We start from the raw sequence: 16,132 nt of genomic DNA on the forward strand, positions 1-16,132 counted from the left end.
CCGCGCGGACAATCAGGAGGAATGCCATGACACCCGAAGGTGTAAATATCAGCCACCCCGACAAGCTGTTTATCGGCGGCGAATGGATCGCTGCGACCAGCGGCCGCGAGATCGAGCTTGTCTCGCCCGATACCGAAGAAGTCGTTGGCCGTGTCGCCGAGGCCAGCAAAGACGATATGGACAAGGCCGTCGCCGCCGCGCGCGATGCGTTCGACAATGGCCCCTGGCCCCATACCGCCCCCGCTGAGCGCGGTGCGAAGCTGCTCGAAATGGCAGAATATCTTGAAAAGCGCATGCCGGAACTGTGCGCCAGCTGGACGGCACAGGTCGGCGGTCTCGCCAGCTTCGCCCCCATGATGCATGGCGGCGCGCTCATGCAGATGAAGGCGATTGCCGATCTCGGCAACACCTATCAGTTCGTTCAGAAGCGCGACAGCATGGCGGTGGAAACGGCGATTGTCGCCAAGGAACCCGTCGGCGTCGTGGCCGCGATCGCCCCGTGGAATGCCCCCTTCGGCATTATGGCTGCCAAGGTGGCCTATGCGCTGATCGCCGGCTGCCCGGTCATCATGAAGCCGTCACCCGAAACGCCGCTGGAAGCCTATATCATCGCGGAAGCCGCCGAAGCTGTCGGCATGCCTGCCGGTACGGTCAATCTGGCTGTGGGTGAACGCGAAGCCTCCGACCATCTGGTCAACAATCACGGTATCGACAAAGTGTCCTTCACCGGCTCGACCGGCGCGGGTAAGCGGATTGGTGAAGTCTGCGCCAGCCGCGTTGCGCGCTGCACGCTGGAACTGGGCGGTAAATCGGCGGCCATTATTTCCGACGATTATCCGATCGAAGCCGCTGCCGGCCTGCTGGGTAACACCATCACCATCATGAGCGGTCAGGTTTGCGCCATGCTGAGCCGCGCGATCGTCCCCAAGAAACGCCATGACGAACTGGCCGAAGCTATCACCAAGGTGATGCAGGGCATTCAGATCGGCCACAGCACGGATGAGAATACGCAGCTTGGCCCGCTCGCCATGAAGCGTCAGCTCGAACGCGTTGAAATGTACATTGAAGAAGGCAAGAAGGGCGCCGATCTGATGACCGGTGGCCAGCGTCCGTCGAGCATGAACAAGGGGTTCTTCATGGAGCCGACCCTGTTCGCCAATGTCGATAATACCAGCCGCATCGCGCAGGAAGAAATCTTCGGCCCTGTGCTATGCCTGATCCCGGCAGAAGACGAAGCCGATGCTATCCGTATCGCCAATGAAAGCGATTACGGCCTGAACGGTTCGGTGCTGACCAATGATGCCGACACCGCGTACCGCGTGGCACGCCAGATCCGCACCGGCGCGGTTGGCCAGAACGGTATGCAGATGGACTTCAACCTGCCCTTTGGCGGCTTCAAACAGTCCGGCATTGGCCGCGAAGGCGGCCCCGAAGGGATCGAAGCCTATCTCGAAACCAAGACGATCCTGCTGACCGGAACGCCCAGCGCGATCTGATCACAGGGCGTTACACCGCACAAAAAACCCTCCCGCAGACAATCTGCGGGAGGGTTTTTATTGTTTGGGGGATGAACCTTATCCGCGCGGGACAAGCACCCAGCCCAGAATGAGCCCGGGATCAACGGCTTGCGCAGCGCTTTGGGCCAGGGCTTTCGCCCCCGCTTCGGCCGGAGCAATTGCGAATTCAGCCAGCGCATCAATCCAGTCGCTGCCGGCATGACGCGCGATGCGGCCCACACCATTCCAGCCCTGACGACACTCCAGACCTGAACATTGCCCCTGTTTGCCATGCAGCAAGGCGGCCCGCATATAGCCTTGTTCACGCGCGACATCTTCGATCATCAACTGATCGGCATGGCGTGTGACACCAGCGACAAGCGCTGGCCGGTCAGCCAGAATCTGCCGCGTGAAGCGAACCCGGTCGCCCGTGATCGCCGTGCTGGCTGTCCCGTGACGCTGCGCCGCAGCGGCAAAGCGCTCTCCGCCGCTGAGGCCCGCATCATGCAGCAGCACGCGTGAATCGCCATGGCGCCAGCGCCATGCAGCCAGACCGCTGACCGTTGGGATAGCTGCCATGCCCAGTGTGGCAGCGCCCAGAACATTCCGACGCGTTGCACGGATCATTCGGATGCTCCCTCTCCGTCGGCAGCCTGTTCCGCATCCGCATTATGGCTGGCAAGATATTGTGCGATTTGCTTCATCTGATCATCGCTCACCTCACCGCGCGGAATTGCAGGCATATTGCCAATCCCCATCCGCGCTGCCTGGGTCACATAATCAACCGTCAGATCCGTACGCTCCTCCAGCAGAGCGACGTCCATCCGCCTGCCAAGCAGACCGGTGCCCATACCATTGGGGCCATGGCACATGATGCATTTTTCAACATAGAGCTTCTCGCCGCCCGTAGCATTGGGCCGCTGCGCCATGGTGATCGGTTGCGGCATAGGTGGCGGACCGCCCTGCCCTTCCGGCGGGCCGCCAGCGGGTGCTTCGCCTGAATCCGAACCGCCTGAACACGCTGCGAGGGCCAAGGCCATTACCCCGGCTGTCATGATGTTCCGCATGTTCATGCCTCCCGCTCCCCGCGCAATTTCCTGGGCCAGATGCCGCTCTTCCCCGGGGCAAGAATGCCATTCGGATCAAGCGCGTCCTTCACCTTCTCGTTCAGACGCCGCATCGCATTGTTGTTATAATCATAGGTCTTAGCGACCAGATCCATGTAATCGAGATGGGTCCGGTATTCGCCATATCCGTTATCCGCCGCATCGGCGACCAGCGTGCGGAAAAACGGATCGATCTTGCCCATCATCTCGGGATTATCCTTGTCGAAGATCATCGCATTGACGTTGGTCAGATGGCGTTCGCCAAAGGCGAAGCTGCCCTGATAATCCATTCCCCATTCATTGTAGCGGTCATAGGTCCGCTTGAATTGCGCCAGCGCGGCATCGCCATCCTGCGGGAGGATCGGCGAAAAGCCGATATGGCCGCCCCTGCCACCATACCAGTTCACATTCTGCATCGGGAAGGTCATCGGCGTACCGGTCCAGCCGGTATATTCCATCGGCTGGCCTTTTACCCAGGTCGTCGGCTTGATCGACATCGGGCTGATGTCATTGATCGCCTTTTCCAGGATCTTGTAGGATGCCTTGTTGACGTCTTCACGGCCGTAGAGGCGCAGCGAGACGCCCCACCAGCCGATGTTGAAGCGCTTGCGGATCGCGCTGATGACATCGTCACCCAGTGCGCCGGGCTTGTCGGTCCATTCCTGCCGCGTGGTCAGCACAGCGGCAGCACGCAGCCAGTTGCCGATCGACGGATTCTGACGAAGAATGCCTTCGCGGCGCAAGGGGCCGATCGTGTCGACCATCGCCTTGAGATCCTCCGGACTGTCGAATTCGACATCCATTCCCATCAGGCTTTCGGGCTCTGGCATCAGCCACAGACCCATCTTGGTCACCACGCCGAAATTGGACTGCACGAACATCTGGTCCCAGCTTGGCCCGAAGCCGAACTGATAGGCCTGCCAGGTTGGTGCGCCGGCAAAGGCCCCCATGCCGGTGCGCACCACGTCGCCCTCCGGCAGCACCACTTCCATGCCGCAGATCTTCTTGGTGTGCTCGCCATAGGGCGTGTAGCCGACACCGCGATCCAGCGCATTGCCCATCACCGAGCCCCAGCTATTGCCGGGGGTGGAAAGCCAGTAGGGCAAATTGTTCTGCTGGATGTAATCGTAAAGATCGTAGAAGCCGACGCCAGGTTCCACCACCACGGTGCCCATCTGTTCGTCAAACTCGATCTTCTTCATCCGGGACATGTCCAGAACGACGCTGCCCGACAATTCCGGCGCGGTGCCGCCATAGCCCAGATTCTTGCCGCGCGCGATCGGCCACAGGGGAATGCCATATTGATTGGCAATCCGCATCACGGCCTGCACTTCTTCCACCGAGGTGGGGGCGATGGCGCCAGAGGGAAGATGCGCGGCATCATCCACGGCGAAGGCATCCTGATAGGAAATCCGGTCCAGCTCTTCGAAAAAGACCTTATCCGCACCCAGCGCACTTTCAAAAGCGCGCTGCGCCTGCCGCAGCAGCGATGCATTGATTTTGGGGGGAAGGGGAATCTCAGCCATTAAATATCAACTTTCTCAATTCGCCGTCCAGCGGGTGCGCGCTGGCGGACGGGTACCCGCATCGAGACGCATCACATCGCCGTTGAACATAGGATTGCGGATCACGAACAGGGCCGCTTCGGCATATTCCTCAGACCGGCCGGCGCGCTTTGGAAACTCGCTATCGGCCAGCAATTCTTCCACCATTTCCTCAGGCAGGCCCGCCACCAGAGGCGTGTCGAAAAAGCCGGGAGCGATTCCGGCGGCGCGAATATGGTGCCGGGAAAGATCACGCGCCCAGACCAGCGTCAACCCGGCCAGTGCCGATTTGGATGCGGTATAGGCCCCCATCCCTTCCTGTCCTTCGAAACTGGCGATGGAGCAGGCATTGATAATCACACCGCGCTCCGCATCATCGCCCTCCGGATCGTTGCCGATCATGCGATGCGCGACCTCTGCGGTGACATTGACCGCGCCCATCAGATTGACATCCACCACGCGGCGGAAGGCCTCCAGATCACCCGGACCATCAGCATTGGCGATACCGCCGATCCCGCCGATGCCGGCGCAATTCGCCAGAATCGCGATCGGGCCATGGTCCTGTGCCACCTGCGCAACGGCCTGCTTGACCGCGGCAGGATCGCTGACATCACATGGAATAGAAATCGCGCCAGCAGGGGCTTCCCCGCTCACATCGAAGGTGACGACCCGCGCGCCGGCGGCCATCAGGGCTTTCGTCGTTGCTTCGCCCAGGCCGGAATTTCCGCCCGTCACAATAGCAAGCTTGTTGCTTGGATTCATGCCTCTCCCATTTCCGCGCCGCTTTTTCGGCGTCACCGCACTTTAACGATCGTTACTTTTGTACTAGCGTAAATAGGAGTCAAGCGCCAGACGCGAAAACAAATGCTATCTTTGACGCCAACAGGGTCCAGCGCATGAATGCTGACCAGCGAAAGGGAAAGAGCGATCACACCGCTCGGGAGAGGAAATGTTATGATGACGCGCGAGGCGCTTTACGCCGGACTCGACATGTTCATGGAAGGGTTGCTCGCCCGCGATCCGTCGCGGGTCAAATGGGCGCCGAATGTCTTCAACACCGAAAACAATGTCGCCTTGCAGATCGGTGACGGATTGTGGAACACGATCACCGCGCGCGGTGATTATGATCTGCGCTTTGCTGATCCGGTCACCGGGCAAGTGGCCCTGTTCACTACGGTGGAGGAAACAAACGCGTCCTCTGGCACGACATTCCGACTTGGCATGAACAGCGATGGCGCGATTGCCGAAGTCGAAACAGTGCTGGTGCGCGATGCGGATGAAGCGCTGAAATTCCCCAACCCGCAATTCCTGCCCAAGCCGGTGATGGAGGAAATCGTGCCCGAGCATGAGCGCGCCACGCGGGAGCGTTTGCTGACGCTGGCCAATGGCTATTTCATGACGATTGAGCAGAATGACGGCGCAATTTTCACCCGCTTTCACCCTGATTGCAACCGGGTGGAAAATGGCGTCCAGACCACGAATAATCCCGATTTCTTCGTGCCCGTTGCCGCTCTGGGATGCGAGGAACAATTCCGCATGGGCAATTACCGATATGACGACCGCCTGCGCGCCCGCCGTTTCCCTTTGATGGATGAGGAGCGCGGCATTGTCCTCGCTTATGGCTTTATCGACCATTGCGGCAAATTGGGAGACTATGAACTGACCGATGGCACCAAGGTCAGCAGCCCGATCCGCCGCCCGCATACATTCTATCTGGCCGAAGCGTTCAAGATCCGCGCTGGCGCCATTGAACAGATCGAAGCCAATTTCATCACCGTACCCTATCACATGCCCTCCCCCTGGGATCAGAAGGACGGCGCCAAGCCGATGCTGCGTAACGCATGAATATGTCCCGTACCGCCCCCGCCCCTGCCGCCGCGATGAGCGGCGTGCTGCGTTTCATCACGCTGGTCCTGATCGGCGGAGTCATGCTGATCGACGGCTTCGATCTCAACGCGATGCCGCTCGCCTTGCCCTATCTGGCCCCCGAACTGGAACTGGCCCCGGAAAATTTCGGCATCGTCTTTTCCGCCGTGCTGCTTGGCCTCGGGGCAGGTGCCCTGCTGATCGCGCCGCTGGGGGATCGCTTCGGCCGGCGAACGCTCATTGTGGGTGCCTGCGCTGCGATCGCTCTGACGACCTTTGGCACCGCCTTTGCACACACCGTTCCCCATTTCGCCTTGTGGCGGCTGGCCACCGGCGTCGCATTGGGCGCCTGCCTGCCGAATGTCAGCGCGCTCTCCGCAGAACTTGCCCCGCCCGACAAACGCGCCTTCATCATGTCGCTGGTCTCGGCCGGGATCGCGGTCGGTGCCATGGGGGCCGGCTTGATGGCCCCGGAGCTGGTCCGCTTTGGCGGATGGGAAATGCTTTTCTTCACCCCCGGCATATTCGCTTTGCTGCTGGCAATCGCGCTGTTCTTCACGCTGCCGAAAGGACGCCCGAATGCAGGTGCGGATACAAGCCCGGCGGGGCAGGGCACCGACAAAACGGCGGACGGGAGTGCGCGCGCACCTTTATTACGATTGGTCACGCAGCCCTATATTCTGCCTTTCGCGCTGTTTGCGCTGATCTACGCCGTCAATGCAATCGCGCTGTATATGCTGACCAGCTGGATGCCGACCATCCTGCCCGATGCAGGCTTCAGCAAGGATCTGTCATCCCGCCTTGCCGGCTTGTTGCAGGGCGGCGGTCTGGTCGTGGGCATCGCCGTGTCGTGGCTGCTGGATAAGTGGAAGCCCGCGCTGGCCATCGGCGGAACCTATGTTCTGGTCGCGCTGGCTTTGCTGGCCATCGGCGTGGTGCCGGCAGAACCGATGATGTGGGGCATCCTGTTGATGATCGCGGGCGGCGGAATCACCGGCATCCATATGGCCATCATGGCGCTGACCCCCTCGCTCTTCCCATCGCACATATTATCCTCCGCCATTGGCGCGGGCGTGGCGATTGCACGCGTGGGCGCCATTGCCGGGCCGATGGTCGGGGAATGGTTGATCAAGGGCGGCATCAGCACGGCCGGCTTCTTTGTCGCCATCGCCGTGCCGGTGGCCATTTGCGCGATATTGTCTCTCATCCTGCCGCGCGCACTCCGCAGCAGCGCGCAGGCAAAGGCCTGAAGACACCAAGTAAAGGCAGGCCGTCCACTCACCGGGCGGATGGCCTGCCCCGGATATCAGGGTTTGAAATCAAGCCCGCCGACACGCTCGGCGAAACGCCAGCCTTCTGCGCTGCGCACCAATTTATCGGTAAATGTCCCCACCAGCGGGCTCTTGGCATTCATCACCGGAAGCTCGCCGGGTTCGGCGGCTTCGCCCATGAACAGCACGATCACGCTGAAGGCCTTGGCATTATCCGCATCGACCACATCGACCACCGTATTGGCGATGACATGACGCTGCGCGCGGGCTGGCCGCGCGGTGAAGCTTTCCAGAATGGCTGCGCGGCCTTCAATAAATTCATCGGGCTTGCTGGGCCGGGCGAAGCGCGCATCAGCCGTATAGAGATTGGCCACGGCCTCCCAATCCTGCGCATCGTTCAGATTGACATAGAGATTGATCAGCCGCTGACAGTCGGCCTCGATTGCACGGCGTTCATTATCGTTCACGCTCTCTCCTTTTCTGCCTGTTCGGCATCCATCATGGCCTGAAGCATCCGCCGGCCTTCCACGGCATTGCGGTCGCTCTTCACCATCAATTCCGCCGGCGGATCGCCATCATAGAGAGCGATGATTTTTTCAATCTCGACCGAGGCAAAAATATCCTCATCGATCACCGGCGCCAGTGAGTGCCTCATTTGATCGACATCGACGCCATCTTCAACCGCCACCGCGAAATGATAGTAGCACGTGCCCGGCGTGGATGGGGTGATCGCGTGATAAACGCGGTTATGCGAAATCTTTTCGCCTGGCACCTGCGGATGGCTGGCCGGATAGGAAACGTCTGTAACGCCCATATGCAGGCCCGGCAGATAGCTGGCCATGCCCATGCTCCGATCAATCCGATCAGTCGGATAGCGTCCCTGCTTTTGCATGAGCGGCGGACTCGGGGCATCGCGAATATGCCGCATGCTGGAGACGAAGCCTTCACGTTTTTCCAGCTCTTCGGGAGTCGAGGCATTCTCCAGTGTCCCGATACTGGTACCATGCAGAAAGGCGAGATGGCTGAGATCGAACAGATTGTCGTTGAGCAGCTGATAACGACATTCCACTTCATGAAAGAACATCGTATGCGGAATCAGGCCGTGGCTCTTGAGAGCCAATTCCTCCTGTGAAGGAAGCAGGTCGGGATCTGCCTTTTCAGGATCGCCCACCCATACCCAAAGCCACATTCCATGTTCCACGGCAGGATATTGCGGTATGCGACAGGCCTTGGGCGTGTGATCCTGCGACGGTATGTTCACGCATTGCCCGTCCGAACCAAACGAAAAACCGTGATAGCCGCAGGTAATGACATCATTTTCAAGATGACTCTTGCCCAACGGAAAATGCCGGTGTGGGCAGCGCCCGCCGAGCACGGTGACTTCGCCATCTTGTTTCCGGTAAATGACCAGCGGCGTGTTGACGATGATACGCGAGATCAGCTCTTGGCGAACCTCTTCAGCAAAACAGGCCACGTACCACGCGTTGCGAGGTGCAAAACTACCCGTCTCGAATGGATACATAATTATCTCTCCCAAAGATGAAGCGGAAGGATCTCAATCCCTTCAGTATGTTTACACTGTAAACTTGTTTTTTGTCCAGCTTCCCGCGATGGAGAGTTTATGAGCCGTCCCGCAAAACTCGATTCAGAGCGGATTGTGACCGCAGCAATCGCTCTCCTGAACGAAGGGGGACTGGAGCAATTGAGCCTGCGGAAGCTCGCGGCCAAATTGGATGTCAGTGCTCCGTCGCTGGCACGCCATGTCGGCAACAAGGCCCGTCTTTTGGCACTGATGTCGATGCAATTGTTCAGCGAAGCGGTCGCCGCTGTGCCACAAGATCTTCAAGGCGCTGATTGGTTTCGTGCGCTGGCCTGGTCCATCTGGGACACGCAGCAACATACGCGCGACCTTGCTGCTCTAATCGCCATCGCCCCGACTGTGGCCGAGCGTGAAAGTTCGGTCGCGCGACAGCTTGAAGATGCACTCGCCCGCGCCGGACTTGAAGGTGAACAAGGCGATATCGCCCTTGCCGCTTTACAGGCGCTGGTGACCGGCTGGACCGTTTTCACCCAATCTGGAAAAGCAGCTCTGCTGACACGAGGGTGTGAACCGCGCGAACGCTTCGCGCAGACCGTCAACGTTCTGATCCGCGGGCTGAATTTGTAAGTACCGGACCCGCGTCAGTCGCCTTCGCCCTCGGGCTTGGTCTTTTCCAGAAACAGCGACTGCCCATCCTCGTCCCGCTGTTCGAGCGTGTCGATCAGCTGGTGGGTGATTCTCTCCAGCGTGCGCACATCCGCATCGGACAAGTCACTGAGGAGATATTGCGCCACTTTTTCACTCTGCGGCAGCATAAGGTCGAACAAGCGCTGCCCATCACTCGTCAGGCGCAAGGTCTTGCGCCGCCGATTGGCGGGATCTGGCGTGACGGAAATTCGGTCGCGGCGTTTGAGAGCGGTCACGGCGCGGCTTACGCTCATGACATTGACGCCCGTATGATCGGCCAATTCGTGACTGGCGCATTCGCCCAGCCGACCGATTGCCATCAACATGCGGAATTCATTCAGGCTGATGTCGTAACGATGAGCCAGATGGGTGGAAAAAGGCGCCAGCAACCGGTTGGTCAATTTGAGCAACTGGTGCAGCGTATCCACGCGGTTTTCTGATGTTGTGCTGTCCACAGGATAATCCGCTACGCCGACTGCATCCGTTTGATCAATATTCCTCTCCACCTCTATCCCCAGTTTGAAACGAAAAACTTCGCCAATGCTTATAATCTTGGCGAGGACCATAACATTCGTTACAGTTGTTGGCGAGTAAACAAATTGGGAGAGAAAGCCATGGGAGCATTCCCGCAATCCATTCATTTTATTGGCACAAACACCCCGCGGCGGGTGGAAATGTCGGTTCGCAACCTTGAAGTAGAAGGTGAAATTCCCGCGGAAATCGAAGGCGCCTTTTTCCGCGCAGTGCCGGACAATGCCCATGTGCCGATGTTCGGCGACGATATCGCGCTGAATGCCGACGGCATGGTGGCACGCTTCAACTTCCGCGCAGGCGCGGTCGATTACGACATCAAATATGTCGAAACCGAACGCTACCTCGCCGAAAAGGAAGCGCGCCGCGCCTTGTTCGGCAAATATCGCAATCCTTTCACCGATGATCCGAGTGTCGAAGGCAAGGACCGCACGCTCGCCAATACCACCCCCGTGTGGCACGGCGGACGCCTGTTCATGACCAAGGAAGACGGTCGCGGCTATGAAATCAATCCGCACACGCTCGAAACAGCGGGCAAGTGGGATTATTACGGCGCGCTGAAATCCGAAACCTTCACTGCTCATCCGCGCATTGACGATGAAACCGGCGAAATGTTCTTCTTCGGCTATGAAGCTGGCGGATTGTGCTCGCTCGACGTGGCCTATGGCATCGCCGATAAGGATGGCAATCTGACCTCTGAACAGTGGTTTGATCAGCCTTATTGCTCAACCATTCACGATTTCTGCATCACCGAAAAATACGCCATCTTCCCGATTTTCCCGACCACGGCCGATCTGGAACGGATCAAGGATGGCGGCGCGCATTGGGCGCATGAGCAGGACCGTGAAAGCTGGGTCGGCATCATGCCGCGCTATGGCAAGGTTGATGAAATGCGCTGGTTCAAGGGGCCGAAAGGCGTCTCGGCCTTCCATTTCGTCAATGCCTATGATGATGGCGATCTGGTCCATATGGATGTTTGCCTGAGCGATACGAACGCCTTTTCCTTCATGCGGGAAGCCGGCGGTATCGAGCGTGAGCAGCAGGACATACGCGGGGCGCTGACCCGCTGGACTTTCGACATGTCGAAACCCGGCGACAGTTTCGAAAGCCGCGACATGGGCCCTCCGGGTGATTTGCCCCGCCTGCCCGACCACGCACAGGGCCGCAATTATCGCCGCGCATGGTATCTCAGCATGAACCCCGAAGGCGGGCCGCCCATGCCCGGCGGGCCGGTGGGTGCCAATTTCAATGCCATCGTGCGGATAGAACCGGGCAATGGCCGCATCACCATGATGGGCGTGCCCCCGGGTGCCGGTGTTTCTGAACCTGTCTATGTACCCTCCAGCGATCCCGAACAGGGTGGCTGGCTGATGTCGGTGGTTGATCAGCCGAATGGCCCGGACCCGGCCAACTATCTGTCCGAACTCTGGATCATCCCCGCTGATGACGTTGAGAAAGGGCCGGTCGCCAAGGTGAAGCTCAACATGCCCCTGCGCAGCCAGGTTCATGGGACGTGGGTCAACCGCGCTAAGCTTGAAGACAGCAAACTCAAAGGCTGATTTCATCGCTTTGGAAGGCCGGTCGCACTGCATTCACCCTGCACTGACCGGCCTTTTTTTTGATTTTCAAGACACACGAAAGTGACGGCCGCAGATCACAAGATGGCCGCATGATGGAGGGGATATTCGATGGGAAAGGCGATTTACCACAGCAGCAGGATCATTTTCGGCCTGTGGTGGCTGTATTCCGGGCTGATGCATTTCCTAGTGCCCGGCTGGCAGCCCATGGGGCAGGAACCGGCAGCGATCGCCTTCACGCAGGCGCTGATCGACAGCGGATTATTCGAATGGATCAAGATCATTGAAGTGATCCTGGGCGTGACCATGCTCATGAACCGCTGGATGCCGCTGACGCTGATCGCGCTGACGCCGATCAACATCGTCATCATCTACTGGAATTTCGTGCTCGATTATGGGGTCATTGAATGGGTCTTCGGCGGATTGTCGGTGCTGTTCAACATCGTGCTGATGTGGGCCTGGCGCGCCTATTACTGGCCGCTGCTCGTATTCCGGGGTGACGCAGATTATTCGCTCAACCCCAAAGTCCCCCGCTAAAGAGAAAGGGGGCGGAAAGCCGCTCTGGCCCCGCCCCCTTGTTTGCATGGCTTCCGAAGGAAGTCAGATCAGCGCGTAATAGCGCAGTACATTGCCATCCGACCGACGCTCGCCGACACCGACGAAAACGTGCTTGGTCAGCCAGTCATGCTTGCCCACCGGGCATTCAAAGCTCGGCTGGCCGCGCAGGTAATATTCCTGGTTTTCCACCGGCTCGCCATCATTGAAGGCCCAGTCGCGCAGCTTCTCCATCGTGTCGGGTTTGCGGCCCCACAGGAAACCCTTATTGTTGAGCAGGATCAACGTGCCGTCATCCTCCTGCAGCAGATAGCGCGCATCGAAGCAGGCGGTGTCATCCGGGCGGAAATAGGCATAATCGCCGCCCGAATGCGGCACGGCCTTGCCCTTCAGATGCGGGCCTTCAAACGTCCCTTCGGACACGATGACCGCGCTGCGATTGCCGCCATTGGGCGTGTTGGGGATGGTGTAGACATCCGGGAATTTCAGCCGCACTTCCATGACGAATTCCAGACGCGGATTGTCAAAGGTGGAAAAGGGCGGTTCAAAGGGGCCATTGGCCATGGGTAAACTCCTCAGCGCAGTTCGAGTGCGCCGCCATCCACGAACAGATTGGCAGCGGTGATAAAGGATGCCTCTTCCGAGGCGAGAAACAGCACAGCACGCGCCACTTCGTCGGCTTCCCCCATGCGGTGCATCGGGATCGCTTCGATCATCTGATCTTTCAGCGCGGCGACCGCTTCATCGCTCATCCCCGGATTGCGATAGAGGAGCGGCGTGTCGATCGGCCCCGGACTGACCATGTTCACCCGGATACCTTCGGAAACCAGCTCACCAGCGATGACTTTCACCGCCGCATAGAGGCCGCCCTTGGCCGCCGCATAGGTGATATTGCCGGGCAGCGAGGCATGCGCGCCGATTGATCCCGTCACAATGATGGAGCCGCCCTTGCCCATCAGCCGCAGCGACTTCTGAATGGCAAAGACACAGCCTTTGAGATTGACCGAATGAACGAGGTCCCAGTCGTCCTCCGTAATGTCGCGCAGGGGCGCAAAACCGCCGACCCCGGCATTCACATACAGCACGTCGATCTGGCCGTCTTCCGCCTCGATCTGATCGATCAGCTTCTCGGTAGCGGCAATGTCGGAAATGTCGGCCTGATAGCCTTTTGACCCCGGAATATCGGCAACAGCCGCATCGAGCGTCTGCTGATTGCGGCCGGTGATGCGCACTTTGGCGCCTTCCTTCGCAAAAGCCTTGGCGCTTGCCAGACCCATGCCGCTATTGCCGCCCATCACAAGGACGGTCTTGTTTTCAAAACGCATTTCTCTCTCCCGGATCGTCAGAAGGGTGATAGCGGGTTTGGCCCGCCTTCCACCACATCCTGCATCACATCCCAATGTTCCGCGACCATGCCGTTTTCGATGCGGAAAATGTCCATTACCGCCCAGCCCAGATCATCCGGCCAGCGGCGGACATGGTAATGCACCGTCACATGATCGCCATCGACAAAGGCACGCTTCACATCATGCACTGCCTCCGGCGTCTGTTCGCGGATCATGTCCAGAAACGCCTTGAACGGAGCGAGACCCGGCTCAACCGCCTGATTGTGCTGAATGTAATCCGGGCTGATGAAGCGCTCTGCTGCCGAGGAATCCATAGGATTGAGCACCTCGGCAAACATGTCGAGCACCAGTTTCAGATTGGCTTCTTCCGCTGCGGTCCGGCTCATGCCGCCTGACTCGCGGCTTCCTCGGCTGCTGGCAGGCTTTGCCCCTTGATCAGATCGGCGCATTTCTCACCCACCATCACGGCGGGCAGGCCGGTATTGCCACCGGGCACCGTGGGCATCACCGAACAATCGGCAATCCGCAAGCCTTCGACACCAATCACCTTCAATTCGGGATCGACGACCGAGCGTTCCCCCATGCCCATGGCGCAGGTGCTGGTCGGGTGCATGGCGACATAGCAGGTTTCACGGATGAACGCGTCGAGTTCAGCATCGCTGTCGACATTGATGCCCGGCATACGCTCTTCGCCGATCAGCTTTGACTGCGGCGCGGTGTTGTAAATCTTGCGGGCCGCACGGATGGCCGCGCGCATCGTCGCCAGATCCGATTCCTCGGCCATCAGATTGAGCGTGACGGATGCCACATCCTGCGGGTCCTTGCTCTTCAGCCTCACCCAGCCGCGGCTGTCGGGATGCAGCGCGACCAACCCGGCCCAGAATACATGTTCCTGCCCCGGTTTGAGGAAGGGGAACCATGTTTCCGCATCGAAGCGGATCGGATTGGCCATGAACTGGATATCCGGCCGATCGAGATTTTCACGGGTCTTGATCACCACGTTACAGCTGTTGAGCTGCAGGGCGAGCGAGCCCTTGCCAAACAGCGCCCATTTCACCGCATTGACCGCCAGCTTGTCCCAGCGCAGCTGATTCAGGAAAGTGACCGGACTCTTGGCAAACCATTCCATCGAAACATTCGCATGTTCCTGCAGATTCTGGCCCACACCGGGGCTGTCATGCAGCACCTCCACGCCCATTTCGCGCAGATGCTCAGCCGGGCCGATGCCGGACAGCATCAGCAGATGCGGCGAATTATAGGTGCCGCCGGAAATCACCACTTCGCGCCTTGCGCGGATGACGCGCGGACCATCAGGCGTGTCTATTTCCACACCGACGCAGCGTTTGCCCTCGAAAGCCATCTTGCGCACCAGCACGCCGGAACGAATTTCCAAATTACGGCGGCCCTTTGCCGGGTTGAGATAGGCGGTTGAAGCGGAGACGCGGCGGCCGCGATCATCCACCGTCATTTCACCGCGGGCAAAGCCATCCTGCTTGCGGCCAGCAAGATCGTCACTCGTATGGAAGCCTGCACCCTCGGCCGCCTCCATCAAGGGTTCGTGGTGCAATAGCGGGCTTTCGATCGGGCGGACCTGCATCGGCCCATCGGCACCATGATAAGGGCCTTCTCCGCGCCAGCTATTTTCCAGCTTCTTGAAATAGGGCAGCACTTCGGAATAGCTCCAGCCCCTGGCCCCCATCTGCGCCCATTGGTCATAATCCCGGTGATGCCCGCGCATGGCGAACATGCCATTGATAGAGGACGACCCGCCCATCACCTTACCGCGCGGCAAGGGCATCTGCCGATTGTTCAGATGCGGTTCCGGCTCGGTCATATAGGGCCAGTTGAAACGCGGATCGGGCACTGCCTTGAGGAAAGCCACCGGCATTTTGAGATAGACGTGGTCATCCTTGCCGCCCGCTTCCAGCAGCAGCACATTCACATTCGGGTCTTCAGACAGCCGGGCCGCCACAACGCAGCCAGCGCTTCCGGCGCCAACAATGATATAATCGAAATTCTCGCTCGGGGCGGTATCAGCCATTTTCCTGCATCCTCTCATGCGCGATCGAAAGTGCGCTCTTTCCAACTTGCTAACGATCGTTATGATTGCTGGCAAGAGAATGGGAGAGAGAATAATGACGCGCGACGACTATGCCCGCTATGTCGAGGCCTTTAATAACCGCGATTATGATGCCGTGTTCGACTTTTATGTCGATGATCCGCGCATAGCCTTTTTCGGCGTGGAAATCACCACCCGCGAACAATTGAAGGATTTTTACGGCTTCCTGCATCGTTTCGTGAAGGAAAGCGTAACCGTGGAACGCTATGCCAACAGTGATGAGCTTGCCGCTGTGGAAGGCATTGTGCGGGTGGAAGGCATAGCGGATCTGACCCGCGAAGAACTGGACCGTAAGGGGCTCACCGGCCTGTTCCCCATCGCCAAGGGTGAAGTCCAGGAAATGCGGCAATATATCCATTATCATCTGCGGGGCGGGAAGATCGAGAGCGTGGGCTGCGCGCTGGTCGCTTGACTTCGCCTTCCTAAGCTGCCCCTGCTGATATGGTACTGCCGGTCAAGGACCTGATATTGTCCCGGCGCTGAACCGACATTCG

18 protein-coding genes are annotated in these 16,132 nt (G+C 59.1%); 7 read left to right on the top strand and 11 right to left on the bottom strand.

What is annotated here, in order from left to right:
• Nucleotides 1–26 precede the first annotated feature (26 nt).
• Nucleotides 27–1,496: an aldehyde dehydrogenase gene (locus tag GRI91_RS05630; protein ID WP_160735647.1), complete on the top strand. Its 1,470-nt coding sequence runs from the start codon at nt 27–29 to the stop codon at nt 1,494–1,496.
• 78 nt (nt 1,497–1,574) lie between these two features.
• On the opposite strand, the gene GRI91_RS05635 is transcribed toward GRI91_RS05630, so the two are convergent.
• The 4 genes from GRI91_RS05635 to GRI91_RS05650 are packed head-to-tail and all read right to left on the bottom strand — an operon-like array spanning nt 1,575 to nt 4,908.
• A complete protein-coding gene (locus GRI91_RS05635; RefSeq protein ID WP_160735648.1) occupies nt 1,575–2,123 on the bottom strand; it encodes a hypothetical protein in 549 nt (182 codons plus the stop codon).
• Nucleotides 2,120–2,569 carry a c-type cytochrome gene (locus GRI91_RS05640; protein ID WP_160735649.1) on the bottom strand — a complete coding sequence of 150 codons (450 nt, stop codon included), beginning with the start codon at nt 2,567–2,569 and terminating at the stop codon, nt 2,120–2,122. The genes GRI91_RS05635 and GRI91_RS05640 overlap by 4 nt, the downstream gene beginning before the upstream one ends.
• The gene (locus tag GRI91_RS05645) at nt 2,566–4,128 is read right to left on the bottom strand and encodes an FAD-binding oxidoreductase (protein ID WP_160735650.1); all 1,563 of its coding nucleotides are present in this window, start codon (nt 4,126–4,128) and stop codon (nt 2,566–2,568) included. The genes GRI91_RS05640 and GRI91_RS05645 overlap by 4 nt, the downstream gene beginning before the upstream one ends.
• Before the next feature lie 15 nt (nt 4,129–4,143).
• On the bottom strand, nt 4,144–4,908 hold the full coding sequence (locus tag GRI91_RS05650; RefSeq protein ID WP_160735651.1) for an SDR family NAD(P)-dependent oxidoreductase: 765 nt from the start codon (nt 4,906–4,908) through the stop codon (nt 4,144–4,146).
• 192 nt (nt 4,909–5,100) lie between these two features.
• Between GRI91_RS05650 and GRI91_RS05655 the strand changes: the two genes are divergently transcribed.
• Both GRI91_RS05655 and GRI91_RS05660 read left to right on the top strand, forming a co-directional pair.
• A complete protein-coding gene (locus GRI91_RS05655) occupies nt 5,101–5,991 on the top strand; it encodes a DUF8021 domain-containing protein (RefSeq protein WP_237437681.1) in 891 nt (296 codons plus the stop codon).
• Nucleotides 5,988–7,262 carry an MFS transporter gene (locus GRI91_RS05660; protein ID WP_160735652.1) on the top strand — a complete coding sequence of 425 codons (1,275 nt, stop codon included), beginning with the start codon at nt 5,988–5,990 and terminating at the stop codon, nt 7,260–7,262. The genes GRI91_RS05655 and GRI91_RS05660 overlap by 4 nt, the downstream gene beginning before the upstream one ends.
• A 56-nt stretch (nt 7,263–7,318) precedes the next feature.
• On the opposite strand, the gene GRI91_RS05665 is transcribed toward GRI91_RS05660, so the two are convergent.
• On the bottom strand, nt 7,319–7,750 hold the full coding sequence (locus GRI91_RS05665; RefSeq protein ID WP_160735653.1) for a nuclear transport factor 2 family protein: 432 nt from the start codon (nt 7,748–7,750) through the stop codon (nt 7,319–7,321).
• Nucleotides 7,747–8,805 (bottom strand): aromatic ring-hydroxylating oxygenase subunit alpha, encoded by a 1,059-nt coding sequence (locus GRI91_RS05670; RefSeq protein WP_160735654.1) that lies wholly within the window; start codon nt 8,803–8,805, stop codon nt 7,747–7,749. The genes GRI91_RS05665 and GRI91_RS05670 overlap by 4 nt, the downstream gene beginning before the upstream one ends.
• Before the next feature lie 99 nt (nt 8,806–8,904).
• Between GRI91_RS05670 and GRI91_RS05675 the strand changes: the two genes are divergently transcribed.
• The gene (locus GRI91_RS05675) at nt 8,905–9,450 is read left to right on the top strand and encodes a TetR family transcriptional regulator (protein ID WP_160735655.1); all 546 of its coding nucleotides are present in this window, start codon (nt 8,905–8,907) and stop codon (nt 9,448–9,450) included.
• Between the two features lie 14 nt (nt 9,451–9,464).
• On the opposite strand, the gene GRI91_RS05680 is transcribed toward GRI91_RS05675, so the two are convergent.
• Nucleotides 9,465–9,965, bottom strand: coding sequence for a MarR family winged helix-turn-helix transcriptional regulator (locus GRI91_RS05680; protein ID WP_337190324.1), 501 nt, complete (start codon nt 9,963–9,965; stop codon nt 9,465–9,467).
• Between the two features lie 219 nt (nt 9,966–10,184).
• On the opposite strand from GRI91_RS05680, the gene GRI91_RS05685 reads away from it, so the two are divergent.
• Nucleotides 10,185–11,600: a lignostilbene-alpha,beta-dioxygenase NOV2 gene (locus GRI91_RS05685; protein WP_337190325.1), complete on the top strand. Its 1,416-nt coding sequence runs from the start codon at nt 10,185–10,187 to the stop codon at nt 11,598–11,600.
• Nucleotides 11,601–11,729: 129 nt separating this feature from the next.
• On the top strand, nt 11,730–12,155 hold the full coding sequence (locus GRI91_RS05690) for a hypothetical protein (protein ID WP_202385472.1): 426 nt from the start codon (nt 11,730–11,732) through the stop codon (nt 12,153–12,155).
• 63 nt (nt 12,156–12,218) lie between these two features.
• Here GRI91_RS05690 and GRI91_RS05695 read toward each other — a convergent pair whose 3' ends face one another.
• Genes GRI91_RS05695 through GRI91_RS05710 form a run of 4 tightly spaced genes read right to left on the bottom strand, consistent with a single transcriptional unit; the run spans nt 12,219 to nt 15,560 of the window.
• The gene (locus GRI91_RS05695) at nt 12,219–12,737 is read right to left on the bottom strand and encodes a DUF3237 domain-containing protein (protein ID WP_160735658.1); all 519 of its coding nucleotides are present in this window, start codon (nt 12,735–12,737) and stop codon (nt 12,219–12,221) included.
• Nucleotides 12,738–12,748: 11 nt separating this feature from the next.
• Nucleotides 12,749–13,498 carry an SDR family oxidoreductase gene (locus GRI91_RS05700; protein WP_160735659.1) on the bottom strand — a complete coding sequence of 250 codons (750 nt, stop codon included), beginning with the start codon at nt 13,496–13,498 and terminating at the stop codon, nt 12,749–12,751.
• 17 nt (nt 13,499–13,515) lie between these two features.
• The gene (locus tag GRI91_RS05705; RefSeq protein ID WP_160735660.1) at nt 13,516–13,905 is read right to left on the bottom strand and encodes a nuclear transport factor 2 family protein; all 390 of its coding nucleotides are present in this window, start codon (nt 13,903–13,905) and stop codon (nt 13,516–13,518) included.
• On the bottom strand, nt 13,902–15,560 hold the full coding sequence (locus GRI91_RS05710; protein WP_160735661.1) for a GMC family oxidoreductase: 1,659 nt from the start codon (nt 15,558–15,560) through the stop codon (nt 13,902–13,904). The genes GRI91_RS05705 and GRI91_RS05710 overlap by 4 nt, the downstream gene beginning before the upstream one ends.
• Nucleotides 15,561–15,654: 94 nt before the next feature.
• Between GRI91_RS05710 and GRI91_RS05715 the strand changes: the two genes are divergently transcribed.
• Entirely contained in the window at nt 15,655–16,050 is a 396-nt protein-coding gene (locus tag GRI91_RS05715; protein WP_160735662.1) for a nuclear transport factor 2 family protein, read from the top strand.
• Nucleotides 16,051–16,132 lie beyond the last annotated feature (82 nt).

Origin of the sequence: Altericroceibacterium endophyticum (assembly GCF_009827595.1) — a bacterium.
Classification (GTDB): Bacteria; Pseudomonadota; Alphaproteobacteria; order Sphingomonadales; family Sphingomonadaceae; genus Altericroceibacterium; species Altericroceibacterium endophyticum.

What these genes read in the sequence shown, in the direction of transcription:
- GRI91_RS05630 (WP_160735647.1), top strand. Translation starts at nt 27, where the DNA reads ATGACACCCGAAGGTGTAAATATCAGCCACCCCGACAAGCTGTTTATC.
- GRI91_RS05635 (WP_160735648.1), bottom strand. Translation starts at nt 2,123, where the DNA reads ATGATCCGTGCAACGCGTCGGAATGTTCTGGGCGCTGCCACACTGGGC.
- GRI91_RS05640 (WP_160735649.1), bottom strand. Translation starts at nt 2,569, where the DNA reads ATGAACATGCGGAACATCATGACAGCCGGGGTAATGGCCTTGGCCCTC.
- GRI91_RS05645 (WP_160735650.1), bottom strand. Translation starts at nt 4,128, where the DNA reads ATGGCTGAGATTCCCCTTCCCCCCAAAATCAATGCATCGCTGCTGCGG.
- GRI91_RS05650 (WP_160735651.1), bottom strand. Translation starts at nt 4,908, where the DNA reads ATGAATCCAAGCAACAAGCTTGCTATTGTGACGGGCGGAAATTCCGGC.
- GRI91_RS05655 (WP_237437681.1), top strand. Translation starts at nt 5,101, where the DNA reads ATGATGACGCGCGAGGCGCTTTACGCCGGACTCGACATGTTCATGGAA.
- GRI91_RS05660 (WP_160735652.1), top strand. Translation starts at nt 5,988, where the DNA reads ATGAATATGTCCCGTACCGCCCCCGCCCCTGCCGCCGCGATGAGCGGC.
- GRI91_RS05670 (WP_160735654.1), bottom strand. Translation starts at nt 8,805, where the DNA reads ATGTATCCATTCGAGACGGGTAGTTTTGCACCTCGCAACGCGTGGTAC.
- GRI91_RS05675 (WP_160735655.1), top strand. Translation starts at nt 8,905, where the DNA reads ATGAGCCGTCCCGCAAAACTCGATTCAGAGCGGATTGTGACCGCAGCA.
- GRI91_RS05685 (WP_337190325.1), top strand. Translation starts at nt 10,185, where the DNA reads ATGTCGGTTCGCAACCTTGAAGTAGAAGGTGAAATTCCCGCGGAAATC.
- GRI91_RS05690 (WP_202385472.1), top strand. Translation starts at nt 11,730, where the DNA reads ATGGGAAAGGCGATTTACCACAGCAGCAGGATCATTTTCGGCCTGTGG.
- GRI91_RS05695 (WP_160735658.1), bottom strand. Translation starts at nt 12,737, where the DNA reads ATGGCCAATGGCCCCTTTGAACCGCCCTTTTCCACCTTTGACAATCCG.
- GRI91_RS05700 (WP_160735659.1), bottom strand. Translation starts at nt 13,498, where the DNA reads ATGCGTTTTGAAAACAAGACCGTCCTTGTGATGGGCGGCAATAGCGGC.
- GRI91_RS05705 (WP_160735660.1), bottom strand. Translation starts at nt 13,905, where the DNA reads ATGAGCCGGACCGCAGCGGAAGAAGCCAATCTGAAACTGGTGCTCGAC.
- GRI91_RS05710 (WP_160735661.1), bottom strand. Translation starts at nt 15,560, where the DNA reads ATGGCTGATACCGCCCCGAGCGAGAATTTCGATTATATCATTGTTGGC.
- GRI91_RS05715 (WP_160735662.1), top strand. Translation starts at nt 15,655, where the DNA reads ATGACGCGCGACGACTATGCCCGCTATGTCGAGGCCTTTAATAACCGC.